19 protein-coding genes, 1 tRNA gene and 1 other annotated feature are annotated in these 14,988 nt (G+C 60.2%); of the genes, 14 read left to right on the forward strand and 6 right to left on the reverse strand.

The window, feature by feature from the left end; genetic code table 11:
• Positions 1-14: 14 nt before the first annotated feature.
• The 13 genes from NW806_RS02020 to NW806_RS02080 all read left to right on the forward strand — a co-directional run bounded on the left by NW806_RS02020 (position 15) and on the right by NW806_RS02080 (position 8,077).
• Positions 15-200, forward strand: a complete 186-nt coding sequence (locus tag NW806_RS02020; RefSeq protein ID WP_414409823.1) for a hypothetical protein — start codon at positions 15-17, stop codon at positions 198-200.
• Between the two features lie 119 nt (positions 201-319).
• A complete protein-coding gene (locus NW806_RS02025; RefSeq protein ID WP_414405873.1) occupies positions 320-724 on the forward strand; it encodes a hypothetical protein in 405 nt (134 codons plus the stop codon).
• An 11-nt stretch (positions 725-735) separates the two neighbouring features.
• A complete protein-coding gene (trmD, locus tag NW806_RS02030; protein ID WP_414405872.1) occupies positions 736-1,524 on the forward strand; it encodes a tRNA (guanosine(37)-N1)-methyltransferase TrmD in 789 nt (262 codons plus the stop codon).
• Positions 1,490-1,834, forward strand: coding sequence for a hypothetical protein (locus NW806_RS02035; protein WP_414409824.1), 345 nt, complete (start codon positions 1,490-1,492; stop codon positions 1,832-1,834). The genes trmD and NW806_RS02035 overlap by 35 nt, the downstream gene beginning before the upstream one ends.
• A gap of 104 nt (positions 1,835-1,938) precedes the next feature.
• Positions 1,939-2,211 (forward strand): preprotein translocase subunit SecE, encoded by a 273-nt coding sequence (gene secE / locus NW806_RS02040; protein ID WP_414396486.1) that lies wholly within the window; start codon positions 1,939-1,941, stop codon positions 2,209-2,211.
• Between the two features lie 32 nt (positions 2,212-2,243).
• A complete protein-coding gene (nusG, locus tag NW806_RS02045; RefSeq protein ID WP_414405870.1) occupies positions 2,244-2,915 on the forward strand; it encodes a transcription termination/antitermination protein NusG in 672 nt (223 codons plus the stop codon).
• Positions 2,916-2,924: 9 nt separating this feature from the next.
• Positions 2,925-3,350 (forward strand): 50S ribosomal protein L11, encoded by a 426-nt coding sequence (rplK, locus tag NW806_RS02050; RefSeq protein WP_414396490.1) that lies wholly within the window; start codon positions 2,925-2,927, stop codon positions 3,348-3,350.
• Positions 3,351-3,420: 70 nt separating this feature from the next.
• Positions 3,421-4,131, forward strand: coding sequence for a 50S ribosomal protein L1 (gene rplA / locus NW806_RS02055; RefSeq protein WP_414396491.1), 711 nt, complete (start codon positions 3,421-3,423; stop codon positions 4,129-4,131).
• Positions 4,132-4,201: 70 nt separating this feature from the next.
• Positions 4,202-4,346, forward strand: a sequence feature (ribosomal protein L10 leader region).
• Between the two features lie 35 nt (positions 4,347-4,381).
• Positions 4,382-4,945 (forward strand): 50S ribosomal protein L10, encoded by a 564-nt coding sequence (gene rplJ, locus NW806_RS02060; protein WP_414396493.1) that lies wholly within the window; start codon positions 4,382-4,384, stop codon positions 4,943-4,945.
• Positions 4,946-5,016: 71 nt separating this feature from the next.
• Positions 5,017-5,430: a 50S ribosomal protein L7/L12 gene (gene rplL, locus NW806_RS02065; protein WP_414409825.1), complete on the forward strand. Its 414-nt coding sequence runs from the start codon at positions 5,017-5,019 to the stop codon at positions 5,428-5,430.
• A 229-nt stretch (positions 5,431-5,659) separates the two neighbouring features.
• Complete coding sequence (yidC, locus tag NW806_RS02070; RefSeq protein ID WP_414409826.1) at positions 5,660-6,826, forward strand: membrane protein insertase YidC; 1,167 nt, start codon at positions 5,660-5,662, stop codon at positions 6,824-6,826.
• Positions 6,827-6,902: 76 nt separating this feature from the next.
• A complete protein-coding gene (locus tag NW806_RS02075; RefSeq protein ID WP_414409827.1) occupies positions 6,903-7,538 on the forward strand; it encodes a protein jag in 636 nt (211 codons plus the stop codon).
• Between the two features lie 44 nt (positions 7,539-7,582).
• Positions 7,583-8,077, forward strand: a complete 495-nt coding sequence (locus tag NW806_RS02080; protein WP_414409828.1) for a YceD family protein — start codon at positions 7,583-7,585, stop codon at positions 8,075-8,077.
• On the opposite strand, the gene NW806_RS02085 is transcribed toward NW806_RS02080, so the two are convergent.
• Positions 8,074-8,853 carry a photosystem II S4 domain protein gene (locus tag NW806_RS02085; protein ID WP_414409829.1) on the reverse strand — a complete coding sequence of 260 codons (780 nt, stop codon included), beginning with the start codon at positions 8,851-8,853 and terminating at the stop codon, positions 8,074-8,076. The two genes, NW806_RS02080 and NW806_RS02085, sit on opposite strands and share 4 nt — an antisense overlap.
• A 66-nt stretch (positions 8,854-8,919) precedes the next feature.
• Here NW806_RS02085 and NW806_RS02090 point away from each other — a divergent pair.
• Positions 8,920-8,992 (forward strand) — tRNA-His (locus tag NW806_RS02090).
• A gap of 4 nt (positions 8,993-8,996) precedes the next feature.
• On the opposite strand, the gene NW806_RS02095 is transcribed toward NW806_RS02090, so the two are convergent.
• The 5 genes from NW806_RS02095 to NW806_RS02115 all read right to left on the reverse strand — a co-directional run bounded on the left by NW806_RS02095 (position 8,997) and on the right by NW806_RS02115 (position 14,914).
• Positions 8,997-11,018, reverse strand: a complete 2,022-nt coding sequence (locus NW806_RS02095) for a hydantoinase/oxoprolinase family protein (RefSeq protein ID WP_414409830.1) — start codon at positions 11,016-11,018, stop codon at positions 8,997-8,999.
• Positions 11,019-11,045: 27 nt separating this feature from the next.
• On the reverse strand, positions 11,046-12,353 hold the full coding sequence (locus NW806_RS02100) for a hypothetical protein (RefSeq protein ID WP_414409831.1): 1,308 nt from the start codon (positions 12,351-12,353) through the stop codon (positions 11,046-11,048).
• A gap of 105 nt (positions 12,354-12,458) precedes the next feature.
• Positions 12,459-12,980, reverse strand: a complete 522-nt coding sequence (locus NW806_RS02105; protein WP_414409832.1) for a hypothetical protein — start codon at positions 12,978-12,980, stop codon at positions 12,459-12,461.
• Between the two features lie 9 nt (positions 12,981-12,989).
• Positions 12,990-13,544, reverse strand: a complete 555-nt coding sequence (locus NW806_RS02110) for a phycobiliprotein lyase (RefSeq protein WP_414409833.1) — start codon at positions 13,542-13,544, stop codon at positions 12,990-12,992.
• Between the two features lie 95 nt (positions 13,545-13,639).
• Positions 13,640-14,914 carry a S41 family peptidase gene (locus tag NW806_RS02115; RefSeq protein WP_414409834.1) on the reverse strand — a complete coding sequence of 425 codons (1,275 nt, stop codon included), beginning with the start codon at positions 14,912-14,914 and terminating at the stop codon, positions 13,640-13,642.
• Positions 14,915-14,988 lie beyond the last annotated feature (74 nt).

A 14,988-nucleotide genomic window follows, 5' to 3' on the forward strand; every position in this document is an offset into this window, starting at 1 on the left:
CAAGGAGAAGCACTGTGGAGTCATCCAAGCTAAAAGAACTCATCGACCGGGCTTTGCAGGACAAGATCCTCACCCGCGCCGAGCAACAAGAAATCCTCCAGGCAGTTACCGCCGATTCCCAGGTCTCACCGGAAGAACACGAACTGCTGGAAATGATTGTGGAGCGCCTCAACAGCGGCGAGATTCGCGCCGTGGATTGATTCCTTTTCTAGTCTTGCCCAAAAGTAAGTGGCAGCTTGGAAGCAAGCAGTTGTCAGCGCAGCTCCAAAGGGCTGGGATAGACTGGAGATCCCCTGGCTCTATATAGCATGCTGGCGCCATGAGTTCTCGCTCCTCAGACTGGTTTACGCGGGCACGCCACTTCTTTTACGGCACAGCCACTGCCCTGGTGGAGCTCCTGGAGGATCCCCAGAAGCGCGCCGAAAGTTTCGGCCGTCTTTCTGGCGACTGGGCGGCGCTGGCTGCAGAGCTGGAGCAAAAAGGAGAGCAGATTGAGCAAGAGGCTGTTCGCTACCTTAAAAGCCTCCGCCATGAAGCCACCAAGGCTCCTGGCCCAGCCGTAGAGAGCCAAACACCGGCCCCCCAGAGCGGCTCCCCAACCGCCACCATCTCCAAAGAAGAAATGGGCGAACTGATGGAGCTGATCCACCAGATTGAGTCCTTGCGCCTGGAGCTAGAGCGGTTGCGCACGGAACCCTGCTCGGATGCTGGCCTTTCTGCTTGATCCCAACGCCCGTGCGGTTTGACGTTGTTACCCTTTTCCCAGAGTTTTTTGAATCGCCCTTGCGCATTGGCTTAGTGGGCAAAGCCCTACGGCAAGGGATTGCCGAGGTTCATCTCACCAACCCGCGCGACTTTGCCGCCGATAAGCACCGCCGGGTCGACGATGAGCCCTATGGGGGCGGGGTAGGCATGGTGCTCAAGCCAGAGCCCTTTTTTGCTGCTGTCGCCTCCCTGCCTTGCCTGGATCCCCGCGAGATCATCTTGCTCACGCCCCAGGGACAACCCCTAAACCAAGCCCTGCTGCGGGAGCTGGCCCAAAAGGCCCAGCTCATCCTGCTCTGCGGCCAGTACGAAGGTTTTGACGAGCGGATCTGCCAGTATCTAGCCACTCGCGAGGTGTCGCTGGGGGATTTTGTGTTAACAGGGGGGGAGATCCCGGCACTGGCCTTGATCTACGGCGTGATCCGTCTCTTGCCTGGCACGGTTGGTAAGGTAGACTCTTTGAAGAAGGAGAGCTTTGAGGAGGGTCTGCTCGACTATCCTCAGTACACCCGCCCAGCCGAGTTTCTGGGGTACAAGGTGCCCCAGGTGCTCCTTTCAGGTAACCACGAGGCCATTGCCCGATGGCGTCTGCAGCAGCAGTTAGTACGCACCTGGCAACGGCGGCCGGATTTGCTGGCCAAACGTCCCCTCACCCCCGAAGAACAACAGTTGTTGGCTGAAGGCCTGGCCGAGCAGCGCACTGAGGTGGAGAAACAAGATGCGAGTGAACTGTCTCAACTCCCTTCTCAGCCTTGCTGACCATGGGGCTAGGATTCTGGGGCTGCTGCTGGTGGGGATCCTGACCAGTTCTGGGCTTGCTCTAGCCCAAACTGGAAGTGGCAACGAGGCCATTTATCGCGACGGCAGAACCCCGCTGTTCAACGGCTCCAGCCTTGATATGAGCGATCTCTTCCGGGCTGCTGAACTCCTCTCCCGCCAGAGGGCCACCTCCCGCTGGGACAGCCGGGCGGCCATCGATGCCGCAGTGGAGCAGTTTAACCAATCCCGCCGTCGCCCCTTGCTGTTTTCGCCGGGAGCAGGGAGATCCAAAACCCCTCTTGCTCGCTAACTTAGCTCCCCTCCTCAACCTAACCTGTGTTAGGATCGCAAGGCTATTCTTGTGGGCGCTAAGCAATAGCGCCAGGTTTTCGGGATCCCCTAGGAGATACTGCCGTGGTTAAGAGTACCCCCTCCAGCAAAACCGATAGGGAGCAGCACCTGGATCCCGCTAGGCGGGGTCACTCCAAGGACAGTTCCACCGAGTCCAAGGGGATCTCGGGCTTCCTCCAAGAGACGCGGGCCGAACTGGCCAAAATTGCCTGGCCAAGCCGTCGACAATTGGTTAGCGAATCCATTGGCGTTTTGCTAATAGTGCTGGCCTTCGCCTCATTTATTTACCTGGTTGACCAGCTGTTTGGCTGGGTAGCCACTCAACTGTTCTCGTAGCTTTAGGCAGGGGAGGGGAGAGGAGGTGAAGTATGAGCCCAGGGTTAGAGCAGCGGCGGAGACGCCGCAGAGACTACGTTGAGCCCCTAGAAGCTGCGGAAACAGAAACGACTGCGGAAGAAGGGGAAGGTCAAAGCCAGCGCAACTTGCGCTGGTACGCCGTTCAGGTAGCTGCTGGCTGCGAAAACAAAGTTAAAAGCACTCTCCTGCAGCGGGCAGCAGCCCTGGATGTGGCCGATCAAATCGTCGAAGTGGTGATCCCAAAGCGGGTGGGCTTCAAGCTGGATCGATCCGGCAAGCGCCAGGAGCAAGAGGAAAAGATTTTCCCCGGCTATGTGCTCGTGCGCATGGATCTCAACGACGACACCTGGCGGGTGGTGAAAACCACTCCCAATGTCATCAACTTCGTTGGCACGGAACAGAGACGGCCCTATGGTCGCGGTCGGGGGCATGTGACACCGCGGCCCCTCAGTCCCAGCGAAGTTCAGCGCATCTTCAGCACCGCTGAGGTGGAGGCGGTGCCCCTCAAGATTAACCTGGCCCCTGGGGATCGCATTGAGGTGCTGTCTGGCCCCTTCCAGGGGTTCTACGGCGAGGTGGTGGATGTCAGCCCAGAACGGGGCAAGCTCAAGGCTTTGATCTCAATTTTTGGGCGGGATACTCCGGTAGAATTAGAGCTTGGTCAAGTGCGAAAAGAGGTGTAACTGCGTTGCATGGCTAAGAAACTGGTGGCAGTAGTCAAGCTGGCCATCCAGGCGGGCAAAGCCACCCCCGCCCCCCCCATTGGCCCCGCCTTGGGTCAGCACGGGGTCAACATCATGGCCTTTTGCAAGGAGTACAATGCCAGAACGGCGGATCAGGCGGGCATGGTGGTGCCGGTCGAGATCTCCATCTACGACGATCGCAGCTTCACCTTTGTCCTCAAGACGCCGCCAGCCTCGGTGCTGATCAAGAAAGCCCTTGGCATTGAGTCAGGCTCCAGCGAGCCCCACAAAGTCAAGGTGGGATCCCTGACCCGCGCCCAACTCCGCCAGATTGCCGAGCAGAAGCTGCCAGATTTGAATACCAACGATGTGGAGGCGGCGATGAGAATCATTGCCGGCACTGCCCGGAGCATGGGAGTAACGATAGTTGACTAGGGCTCCGCTAGCCCAGCTTGTTTGTCGTTTTGGGGGAGAGAAGTTCTCGCCAGAACCCCGAGGAGAAGTTATGGCTCGAAAACTGTCCAAACGCATGCAGGCTTTGCGGGAGAAGATCAAGCCCATCCCCTATCCCCCCGCTGAAGCCATTGCCCTCATGAAGGAGACAGCCACTGCTAAATTTGACGAGGCGGCTGAAGTTCACATTCGCCTGGGGATCGATCCCAAATATGCTGACCAGCAGCTGCGCTCTACGGTGGTTTTGCCACGCGGCACTGGGCAAGAAATTCGAGTAGCGGTAATTGCCCGCGGCGAAAAGGTGGTGGAAGCCCAGAATGCTGGGGCCGACCGAGTGGGGTTTGAGGATCTCATCGAGGAAATCAGCAAGGGCGTGATCGACTTCGACCTGCTGATTGCCACTCCCGATGTGATGCCCCAGGTGGCCAAGCTGGGGCGCCTGTTGGGGCCACGCGGCCTGATGCCCTCTCCCAAGGGGGGAACGGTTACCATGGATCTGGCCCAGGCAATTAAGGAGTTCAAGGCCGGCAAGCTGGAGTACCGGGCGGACAAAACTGGCATTGTCCATTTAATCTTCGGCAAGTGTCAGTTTCCGGTTGAGGCGCTGCTAGAAAACCTAAAGGCAGTGCAGGAGTCGATTGACCGCAACCGTCCCCCTGGAGCAAAGGGCAAGTACTGGCGAACTATGCATATTTGTGCTACGATGGGCCCTTCTATTGAAGTTGACGTTAATGCCCTGCGGGAGTTAAAGTTGGTTGCCTAGGTCTGGCGTAATAAGGTAAGTTGACTAGGGCAAATTTTGGCCAGGGAGGGAGCCAAACGGGAAACCTTTCCACAGTTGAAATAGAGAGCCGAAGACAGCAGGCGCCAAGTGGCTTAATCTCCTGCCGAGGCTTGGGTAGAGTGGGAAAAATTCCCGAAGCTTATGCTTGCCCAAATGCGTCTCGGCGGAGGCTGGGGCGCATTCCTTTTGCAGTGGCAACCACATTACAGACAATCGAGGAGGTGAGCGCGTGGGCAAGCAATCCTTAGCAAAGAAAGCAGAGGTAGTCGATGAGGTTCGATCCCTGTTGCAAGCTAGCCAAATGGTGCTGGTCATCGACTACAAAGGTCTAACCGTTGCTGAGATGAACCAGCTGCGGGCGGAGCTGCGCAAAGCAGACGCCGTCTGTATGGTGGTTAAAAATACCCTGATGCGGCGGGCCGTTGCTGACCTTAAGGCTTGGGCAGGGATCCTGCCTTTCTTGTCCGGGCCAACGGCTTTTATCCTGATCCGGGGCAATATCGCGGCGGCCCTGAAGGCGTATCAAGACTTTGCCCGGCAAACCAAGAAGACTGAGTTTCGCGGTGCTGCCGCTGAGGGGCTGTCTCTGACCTTGGATCAGGCCAAGGCCATTGCTGACCTGCCGCCTAAGGAGGTGCTCCTGGCCCAAGTGGCAGGCAGCCTTAAGCTAGTAGCCACCCGACTGGCGGTTGGGCTCAATGCTGTGCCTAGCCAGGTGGCCCGCGGTATCCACGAGATCCCGGCCTCACTGGCGCGGGCTGTGCGAGCCATTGCCGACAAGGAGGCGGCCTGAAGGCAGCCGCTTCGATGGGCCAACGGCTCAATTGCACCCTGCTACTTCTTGTTACCTAAGGAGACACAACCATGGCTTCAGAGCGTGTTCAAAGCATCCTGGAAGAGCTGAAGACCTTGACTTTGTTGGAAGCTGCCGAGCTGGTGAAAGCCATTGAAGAGACCTTTGGCGTCAGTGCAGCTGCACCGGTAGGCGGCATGGTCATGGCTGCTCCCGTGGCGGCAGCAGCGGCACCGGCACCAGCAGCGCCGGCTGAGCCGGTAGAGGAGCAAACGGCTTTTGATGTCATTCTCGAGGCTGTTCCTGCCGACAAGAAGATTGCCGTTCTTAAGGTGGTGCGCGAGCTAACCGGCTTAGGCCTAAAGGATGCCAAGGATCTCGTGGAAGCTGCTCCCAAAGCAGTTAAGGAGGGAGTCTCCAAGGAGGAGGCCAACGAGATCAAGAAAAAGCTGGAAGAGGCCGGCGCCACGGTTAAGATCAAGTAGTCGGAGGTGGGGAAGAGGCGTTTTTTTTCCTGCTCTCTGCCGAAGCTGCAAAAGAGGGGAGGGGCGGTTTGCCCCTCTTTTTTGCTGGTTTCTACCCCTCAAAACGGGTTGCCGGGGGGCTCGCGGGGGCTGCAACTTCGACCAGCGCTCATCGCCGGATGGGGAAAGAGCCCTCGTCAGGAGGTCGGAAACCATTACAATGGGTTACGGACGTTTGCCACCACCCCCCATGGACTTCGGAGTCGGATTTCTCTCCAACAATGTCATGCTGCCGATCCTGGATTTTTTCTACGGGATCGTGCCCAGCTATGGTCTGGCCATCATCTTTCTGACATTGGTGATCCGCTTTGCCCTCTACCCCCTCAATGCCGGGTCCATCCGCAACATGCGGCGCATGAAAGTCATTAGCCCGGTGATGCAGCGGCGGATGCGAGAGATCCAGGAGAGGTACCGCGACGACCCGCAAAAGCTGCGCGAGGCCCAGGCCAAACTCTACAGCGAACTAGGGGTTAACCCGCTTGGGGGGTGCCTGCCGCTGCTTATTCAAATGCCAGTGCTGTTTGCGCTCTTTGCCACGCTGCGGGGATCCCCTTTTGCGGCGGTAACCTACGACGTCAACCTGCAGATCTTGCCAGCAGAGGTGGCGGCTGAGGTGGTACCCACTCCCTACGTCAGCTCCAGCAAGAACATCTTCGTCGCCGACTCAGTCCACAAGCCGGTGGTGCTGGTGGTGCCTAAGGGTACCAAGGTTGCCGTAGGGGAGCAGGTGCAGTGGATGCTGCAAGGGCCAGGGGGCAAACCCTTCGAGCAACTGGTAACAGAAGCGGGGGGAGACCCCAAGCTGTTGCAGCCAGCTTGGAGGATTGTCAAGGGAGAGGAGCGGGTCCAGCTCCAGCCCGATGGCACCTTGCTGGCCCTGCAGCCGGGGGAGGTAGCGCTGCAGGTCTCGATTCCAGGCTTGGCCTCAGATACCGGCTTTCTATTTATTGATAAGCTGGGCCGCGTTGGCGCTTTTGACCCCGATGGAACCATCCACTGGGATATCATCGCCATGGTCGCCCTCTTTGGCCTTTCCATCTACCTCAACCAGGCCCTGACCAATACCGGCCAGGAGGATCCCAGCCAGAGCTCGATGGCCCGCATTACCCCGGTGCTGTTCTCGGCGATGTTTCTATTTTTCCCCTTGCCGGCTGGGGTTTTGCTCTATATCCTCGTCTCCAGCATTTTCCAGACGCTGCAGACCTTCTTGCTCTCGCGAGAGCCTTTGCCAGAGAGCCTGCAGCAGTTGGTGGAAGAGGAACGGCGCCGTGCTGCCCAGGTTAGTAAGGAGGTAGACCGAGCAGTAAAACCCAAAGCCGCTGGGGGAGCTCGGGAATCTTTGCCCTTTGAGCCCTAAGCAGTCCTCTGGCCGCTGGGTGGGTGGGCTTGCAGTTAACTGGTTGATAGTCTTTCAGCAGTTGGAAGCTGTTGGGATGAGCCACCCTGAGTCTTCTACAGGTTCCCCAAGGGGAGCCGCCGCTAAGAAATCCCACCCGCAGTTTGAAGAGACCGCTGCTCCTTTCCAAGCTAAGCTTTCTCCCGCCGAGCAGCGAGAACGGGCTAGAGAGTGGTTGCAGCAGGTGCTATCGGCCATGGGGATACCGGCAGCAGTGCGGGTAGTGGGCGAGGTGATTGAAATTGAGGCCAGTTCTCTCACGCCTGCGCAAAAGCAAGTCCTGCTTTCCAAAGTGCCCCCAGGGCCCGTCCCCAAGGAGACTAAAGTTGACGAAGAGCGTACCCCAGTAGTGCTGGATGCTTTGCAATATCTGGCCAACACCCTTCTCAACCTCAACCAGCCAGAAAACCAGCAACAACCCTATATCTTGGACCTAGACGGCTATCGGGAGCGCCGTTTGCAGGAGTTGAAGGCTTTGGTGGCTACGGCTGTGGAGAAAGTGAGAGCAAGTGGTCGGGAGTACGAGTTTCCCGAGCACCTTTCGGCTGCCGACCGGCGGCAAATCCACACGCTCCTCAAAGACCCTGCCTATGCTGACCTAGAAACCTTTAGCCGAGGTAAAGAGCCGGATCGCCGCTTGGTCATCCGCCGAGCCCCGCGCCGGGGTAAGTGAGGGCGCAGCTAAGGGACCCCAACTGTCTGGAGGGAAATGGGGCTATGCTGAAGCCAATTCGTCTATCCGAGCTGCGGCAGCTGCCTGGCCAAACCCAGGAGGTACGGTTTCGGCAGTTTTTCGCTGGCTTTGAGAGCCTGACACCGGTGGGGGGATTCCTGCGGGTCAGCCACCGAGGACACTTTGTTGAGGTAAGGGCCCAGGCCCGCACCATCGTGACTCTTGCTTGTCACCGCTGCTTGCAGCAGTTTAACCACCGGCTGGAGCTAGATGTTGAGGAGATCATTCTCATTCGCGAGCCCAACTCTGGCCCTCCACCCCTGGAGCTGGAACTGAAGGAGGAAGAGGATCTGCTGGAAAGCTTGCCCCCCAACGGTGAGCTGGATGTGGAGGACTTGATGCGCCAGTACCTGCATTTGGAGATGCCCACCCAGTTGCCCTGTCGCCCCGATTGCCCAGGTATTGTGGTGGAGTCGGCTGCGCCGGCAGGGGATCCCCGCTGGGCGCCGCTGGCAGCTCTTCTCAAAGAGATCTCCTAGAAATACCGCTTCATTTGGATCCGAAAGCGGCCTTTTTTCGTCTCAACCACCTCTTCAATTTGCAGCCGACCCCGACTGCGGATGGCAACCCAATCCTGAGGGCTAAGGAGGTAGCTGGCTTGGGTAACTGGCTTCCAGTTGACTCGTACTTCTCCCCGCTGGATCTCTTCCACCATTTTGCTGCGGGAGATGCCGAATCCGGCTGAAGCCACTGCGTCCAAGCGCAAAGAGGCTTCCACACTGGTAATGGACTTTACCCGCAGCGGCTGCACCTTTAATTGGTTGAGAGGGATGGAGCTAACCTTGACCGGCACACTGCGCACTTGCTTCAGGTTGAGGCTGAGATAGTCCACCAGTTCAGGTACCACGATAGCCTGCGCGCCTGCTTCTCCAACTGCGAGAATGTCTCCCACCTTCTCGCCGGCAATTCCTGTTGCTAGAAGGGCTTCTAAAAAGTCGCCGTGAGTAGCTGGGTCGAAGAGAAAGTTCCCCTGAATTTCAATAGCCGCTAGCGGGATCCCTGCTGCCTCCACACCAACCTCGGGGCGAGCCAGGGCCAGGCGCTGGCGCTCTGCCTGGGCATAGCCTCCCCAGGCCACCACCTGCAGTTCGGCTAGCTTGTTCAATCGGCTTTGGACGGCGGCAATCTCCGGCGGCGAGAGAAAATCGCTGTAGACCACCTGCCAAGTTTTCAGGGCCTGCTCTCCTAGGTCTAGGATGCGCGCCAAGGTTTCTCGATACTCCGCTCCTTTCAGTAGTTCGGCTCTGGGCAACATGGTGGGGCGCTTCAACCCTTGCGGCTCTGTTCCGCTTGCTACATGCTAAGCTGGATTAGGGTCCTGGCGGGCGTAGCCAAGTGGTTAAGGCAGAGGATTGTGGTTCCTCCACTCGTGGGTTCGAATCCCATCGTCCGCCCTCTCTACTCGCAGCTTAAGACCAGCGTGCCTACGGCGTCGATGCTGCCGGTCCAACCGGCTTCAATCACCACGGTAGCCTCCGGCATCTCCACAATTGCCGGCCCGCACAGTTGAAACCCCACCCCCATGTACCGCCGATTGTAGACGGGCACCGGCCGCATCCGGCCCCCAAACCAGGCCTCTCGTTTCCCCTGGAGGGGATCCCCCGGCAAGGGTGGGGGGGCCTGCAGAGGGACACAAGGCAAGGCCTGCACCGCCCGTAGGCGCAACTGGATCACCTCCACCTCTTGGTCAGGATCCTGCCAGCCGTAGCGCTGGCGGTGGGCTTGGTGAAACCGCTGCTCGAGGCGGGAAACCGGATCCGACAACTGGGCCGGGATCTCCAGCTCAAAGGACTGGCCGCGGTAGCGCAGATCCAAACTCAAGGAGAGCTCCGGCTCTTGCAGGTCGGCTTGTGCCTGGCGGATGAGGGGCTCAGCCCACTGAGCCAGAAGGGATCCTCCCCCCTCCCCCTCTAGCTGCCGCAGCGGTTGCAGGACGGCCCGCCGGTAGTCCCGCCGCAGATCGGCCAAAGCCATGCCCAGCGCCGAGAGGACACCGGCAAAGGCCGGGATCAAGATGCGGCGGATCCCCAGCTCTTCTGCTAAAGCACAGGCATGCATGGGCCCAGCTCCGCCAAAGGCCAGCAGGGCAAAATAGGCGGGATCCAAGCCTCGCTCCACGCTGATGACCCGCAAAGCCCGTGCCATGGCCACATTGGCTAGGGTGCGAATGCCAACGGCCGTCTCCTCCAAACTCAAGCCCAAGGGCTCCGCGAGCGTTCTGAGGGCCTGGCCAGCCAAGTCTCGCCGTAGGCAAACGGCATCCCCCAGCCAGCCCCCATCCGGCAGGTAGCCCAGCCAGAGGTTGGCATCGGTTACCGTGGGAGCCGTTCCCCCCCGACCGTAGCAGGCCGGCCCAGGGTTGGAGCCGGCACTTTCCGGCCCCACCTGCAGCCCGCCCCCGGGTAGCAGGGAGGCCAGGGATCCGCCCCCAGCACTGACCGTGTGGATGTCGATCTGGGGCTGCTGCACCGGCAGGCCGCACACTACCGCTGACGGGGTAACCTGGGGGATGCCGTCCTGAATGAGGGCCACATCGGTGCTGGTTCCTCCCATGTCCAGGCTAAGCAGATGGGAGTAGCCACTCAGCCGGCCCAAGTAGGCCGCTCCGTAAACGCCGCCCGCCGGTCCCGAAAGCAGCGCCACCGAGGCGTGGGCTGCTGCCTGGGCAAGGGAAGTGACGCCGCCGGAGGATTGCATGATCAGGGGTTCGGGGATCCCTCGCTGCCGGCAGCCCTGGGCCAAGCGGTGGAGGTAGCCCGCCAGTGCTGGGCTGAGGTAGGCATCAATGGCCGTGGTGCTGAAGCGCTCGTATTCCCGAAACTCTGGCGCCACCTCGCAGGAGAGGGAAACATGCAAGCTGGGAAAGGCCTGTCGCAAAGCCGCCCCCAAGCGCTGCTCATGCTCTGGGTAGAGGAAAGAAAACAGAAACCCCACCCCCACGGCGCGGATTCCATCCCGCTGTACCCGCTCCCCCACTTCCCGGACTACACGCTGGATCTCCTCCTCAGTTAGCGGCTCGACCACGCCACTGGCGCTGCAGCGCTCCTTCACCTCCAGGCAGTGGTGGCGGGGCACCACCGGCTCTGGCTTGGGCTGGGTGAGGTCGTAAAGGGAAGGACGGTTTTGGCGGCCAATGGCCAGCACATCCCGAAAGCCCGCCGTGGTCAAAAAGAGAGTGGGGGATCCCTTGCGCTCCAGGAGGGCGTTGGTGGCCACGGTCATGCCATGGCAGAACACGTCCACCTCAACTGGGCCCAGCTTGTCCAGGGCAGCGAAGACCCCCTCTTCCGGGCTAGGGGTGGAGAGGACCTTGGCCGTCCGGATCTGGCCCTCCTGCAGCAGCACCAGATCGGTAAAAGTGCCTCCCACATCGATCCCCAGGCGGGTCGGGATCCCTCGTTGGCTGCCGACAGTGGACATGACTCGTGGGCGCAGGCTAACCCCTCCCTAGCTCTTTGACTCGGCTTCCAGGGCCTGTTCTTGCTGCACAAGCTGACGGAAGGCCGGCTCGTCCAAGCGGTAGTCCCGCTGCTCGATGAGATCCCGGTCAGTAGAGTAGATGGTGTCCGCTTCCTGCACCACCTCCTGGCGGCGGAAGTGGCGGGCAAAGTCAAGCTTGCGCCGCAGCACCTCCGAGGGACGCTGCAGTTGCTCTTGCCAAAACCGCCGAATGCGATTGCGGCGCTCCACTCCCTGGTTGCGGAATTGCAAGGTCAACCAACGCACCGTGGGCACTGCCAAAAACAGCGTGCCGTAGAGGAAGAGGAATCCAATCAGCGGGTAGATAAACGCCAAAAAGGCATTGCTCCCAGCGGCAGCGGCCACCTCCTCCCGCGCCCCATAGAGAATGGCCGCCAAGAAGAAATTGAGCACACCCAAGCCGGCGGCTAGGGCCAGCTGCCCAGGGGTGGCGCGGCTAAACACCCAAGGTTTTTCTTGCAACACCTCGGGAAGCCGCTGCCGTGGGCCTTCGGCGGCCGTTACCTGCAGCTCTGGAAAGCGATAGACGATATCTCCCTCCTCGCTTACCTCCGGCTGGCCGTCAAACTTGAGCAAAATGGGCAGCATGTAGTCTTCGTACTCCAGGGCAGGAGCTCCCGGCTCCACATCCAGGTAGGGCAACACCTGCTCGGCGGCAATGACTCCCCCATTGGCGCGGATGAGCTGGCCAATGAGGGCATAGCGTTCTTCTTCCAGGTTGGCATTGGGATCCCCGTCGCCAAACAGGAAGCTGTAGACCGCCTCGAGAAAGTTCATCTCCGCCTTTTCCTGGGGGGGTTGCGCCAGACCAGAATAGCCCCCGTAGGGACCCCAGAAGGGGTTGCCTACCCACAGGTCGGGAACGTAGAAGAGCCCCACCCCTCCCGAGCGGCTGCGGCTATCCTCCTCACGGCTGCTCCTACTGCTCTGCAGAGCCATCAAGGCCAGAGTAATGAAGACAATTGACACTACCAGCAGGATGCCAAAGGAAATGCGCAGGCCGTAGAGAAACCCTCCCCAAAGCCGGCGCCGCAGGGCTGCCAGCCGGTCCTGTTGCTCCTTGCGCTGGAGAATGCTGCGAAAGTCGGGCGGGAAAACGTAGGCGATCTCTCCCTGCCGCGAAACCTGAAGATGCCCCCCTGCCTTTTGGGCCAACTGCAGCAACTCTTGCTTGGCCTCCTCTAAGGCCAGGCCTGTGGTGGAGGCGATGTCTCCCAACGTAACCCGCAGGCCCAGCCGCTCTACTGCCTCCATAACCAAAGTCTGTGCCGCCACCGTCAACCTCCGCTTCTGCCTGCTGTTAACCCGCCAGCTCCCTGTTTCCAGTATCTCTCCTGTGCTGGGCATCGGCGAGAGGATTCCCTCTTGGCAGCCGCTAAGCTAGGGCAGCCAGGCCAGGGTTGCCAGCAAGGCCGAGAGGATTCCAATCAACACCCAATTCAGCCGTTGGGTATTCACCGAGGGAGCGGCCTGGGAAGGGAGGGGAGCGGGGGACGTGGGCCGAGATCCCCGCGGGCGAGGGCGTTCATAGACTAGAAGTCGGCTTTCAGGCTTGGCCTCTTCCAGGTGGCTGAGATCGGGGATTTGGATCAACCACTCCGCTGGGCGGCGTAGACGGGGAGCCTGCCAGATGCTCAACACATAGCGCGCCTGCTGGGCAAGCTCGGGATCTGGACTATATAGCAAGCTCTGCACCAGGCGGACGGCCTCCTCGGTTTCTCCAAGCGCCTCCTGCGCCAAGGCCTGCCAGAGCCGCAGCTGGCCTGCCTGGGGATAGCGACCTTGGGCCTGTTTGGCCTCCTCCAAGGCCTGTCGGTATTGTCCCCGCTCAAAGCTGGCTTGAATTCGGGCCAGGTATTGGGGCAAGGGCAAGTCTGGGGCCGGGATCGACTCGGAGTCCACGCAGCCTCCCTAGGTCAGCTTTTGTTCCACCCCAAACCCCACCAGGAGTACCTCCTGCAGCGGCTGGCCTTGAGGTGGGCGCCGGTAGTTGAGGATCTGCCGCAGGCGCAGGCGGGGGTTGAGCAGGGTGATGGTATCTACGGAAACAACGTGGGTGTAGGTGGTGGTCATCACCAGTTGCAGGGATCCCGGATCGAAGCGGAAGTCGGCCACCATGGGCCGCTCTTCCTCATAGGCGCGATCGCGCAGGTAGTCGCCTTCCAGCCCGCGGGGGCCCTCTCGCCGGGGCACAAACAACATGTTTAGCTCTTGCCCGACCTCCTCCCCCTTTTCGGAGACAGTCTCAAAGGCAAGGTGAAAGCCCAGGAAGCCGTCGACGCCGTGGTTGGGGTAGTTGTTGTCGGCCAGGACCTTCTCCTTGAGCTCAGGAGTGAGGGTGCGAATGGTGAACTCGGTGCGCGAGCGCTCCACCTCCCCTCGATCCAGGTAGTGATAGGTACGCTCGGTGTGCCAGGCGCCAATACAGCAGTTGAAGAAGTGGTGAAACTGTTGGAGGGCGTTCATGCCAAAGGGCTCGAGAGCAGGGCTGAGTTGACACCAAGCCCGATCCTAAACCGAATCGAAGACAAACAGGCACCCCAATCCCTGCAGCAGATGCCTCAGGTGGGGATCCCCTGGACCACGGACAAAGTCGCCCCCAGCAGTTCCAGAGCCCGCTGCAACTGGCGATCCTCAGGGTCGCCCAGGGTTTCTGCCGTTAGGGGAACGGGGCCCTCGCCCACCACCACATCGGGCTGGATCCCTTGGCGGTGAATGTCGCGGCCGTTGGGGGTGAGGTATTTGGCAGTCGTCACGGCCAGCCCTGAGCCATCTGCCAGCTCCATCAGGGATTGGATCAGCCCCTTGCCGAAGGTGCGCGTTCCCACCAGTTGCGCCCGCCCGCTGTCCTGCAATGCCCCCGCCAAGACTTCGCTAGCGCTGGCACTGCCTTGGTTAACCAAGACCACTAGCGGCGCCTGGGTGAGAATTTCGCCGGTGGCAGGAATGCCTTCTAGAATGCCGTGGCGATCCTTCACCAGCACGATGTTGCCCTTGGGGATCCAAAAGCGGGCAATCTCAATGGCCGCCTGCAGCAGTCCTCCGGGGTTGTTGCGCAGATCCAGGAGGTAGCCCCGCACCCCTCGGGCTTCTGCCGCCTGGATAGCCTGGCGCACTTGGGTGGCTGCATTGCCGTTGAACTGGCTGAGGCGGATGTAGGCCACCAATCCCTGGGGCAGCTCAAAGAAAGCCGTGCGCACCGGGTTAATGAGGATTGACTGCCGCACCAGCTCCACCTCCCAGATGCGCCCCTGCCGCCTTAGCCGCAGGCTAACGGTTGTACCGCTAGGGCCGCGCATGCGCTCTGCCACCTCGTCCAAGCTCAGCCCCGCCACTGGCACCTGATCCACTGCCAAGATCTCATCCTGGGGCTGGATCCCGGCCCGCTCGGCAGGGGTGCCCTCCATGGGAGCAATAACCCGCACCGCCCCCTGCTCGTCGATGGCAATCTGCAGGCCAACACCGCTCAGCTCGCCGGCAGTAGAGGTCTGCAGACTGAGGTAGTGCTCCCGATCCAAAAAGCGGGTGTAGGGATCCCCCAGGGTGGCCAACATCTCTTCAATGGCCCGATAGGTTTCCTGACGATTCTTCAAGGGCCGCGCCAGAAAACGCTGCCGCACCTGCCACCAGTTTTGCCCGTTAAACCCCGGATCCACGTAGGCCCGATCCACATACGCCCAAGCCTGGGCCAGCAGTTGCTGCTCTTCTCCCCAGCGGCTGGCCTGAGCTCGGTAGGCGCCAGTGCCTAAACTTGCCCAGAGCAGGCACCCCAGCAGCAGAATGCGGAGAACCCAGCGGATCCCCCACTCTTTCTTCTTTGGCTTTGGCGCAACCATAGACGGCAAGACGCTAAGAAAAGTTAACGTATATGAACAAGACGCAATATCGAAACCTGTTTTGCCAGCGAGAA

The organism is Synechococcus sp. W65.1 (assembly GCF_047461615.1).
Taxonomy (GTDB): Bacteria; Cyanobacteriota; Cyanobacteriia; order Thermostichales; family Thermostichaceae; genus Thermostichus.

Coding starts and splice junctions, on each gene's coding strand:
- rplK (WP_414396490.1), top strand. CDS start 2,925: ATGGCTAAGAAACTGGTGGCAGTAGTCAAGCTGGCCATCCAGGCGGGC.
- NW806_RS02025 (WP_414405873.1), top strand. CDS start 320: ATGAGTTCTCGCTCCTCAGACTGGTTTACGCGGGCACGCCACTTCTTT.
- NW806_RS02085 (WP_414409829.1), bottom strand. CDS start 8,853: ATGTTGCCCAGAGCCGAACTACTGAAAGGAGCGGAGTATCGAGAAACC.
- NW806_RS02075 (WP_414409827.1), top strand. CDS start 6,903: ATGAGCCACCCTGAGTCTTCTACAGGTTCCCCAAGGGGAGCCGCCGCT.
- yidC (WP_414409826.1), top strand. CDS start 5,660: ATGGACTTCGGAGTCGGATTTCTCTCCAACAATGTCATGCTGCCGATC.
- nusG (WP_414405870.1), top strand. CDS start 2,244: ATGAGCCCAGGGTTAGAGCAGCGGCGGAGACGCCGCAGAGACTACGTT.
- rplL (WP_414409825.1), top strand. CDS start 5,017: ATGGCTTCAGAGCGTGTTCAAAGCATCCTGGAAGAGCTGAAGACCTTG.
- NW806_RS02080 (WP_414409828.1), top strand. CDS start 7,583: ATGCTGAAGCCAATTCGTCTATCCGAGCTGCGGCAGCTGCCTGGCCAA.
- rplA (WP_414396491.1), top strand. CDS start 3,421: ATGGCTCGAAAACTGTCCAAACGCATGCAGGCTTTGCGGGAGAAGATC.
- NW806_RS02110 (WP_414409833.1), bottom strand. CDS start 13,544: ATGAACGCCCTCCAACAGTTTCACCACTTCTTCAACTGCTGTATTGGC.
- NW806_RS02115 (WP_414409834.1), bottom strand. CDS start 14,914: ATGGTTGCGCCAAAGCCAAAGAAGAAAGAGTGGGGGATCCGCTGGGTT.
- NW806_RS02095 (WP_414409830.1), bottom strand. CDS start 11,018: ATGTCCACTGTCGGCAGCCAACGAGGGATCCCGACCCGCCTGGGGATC.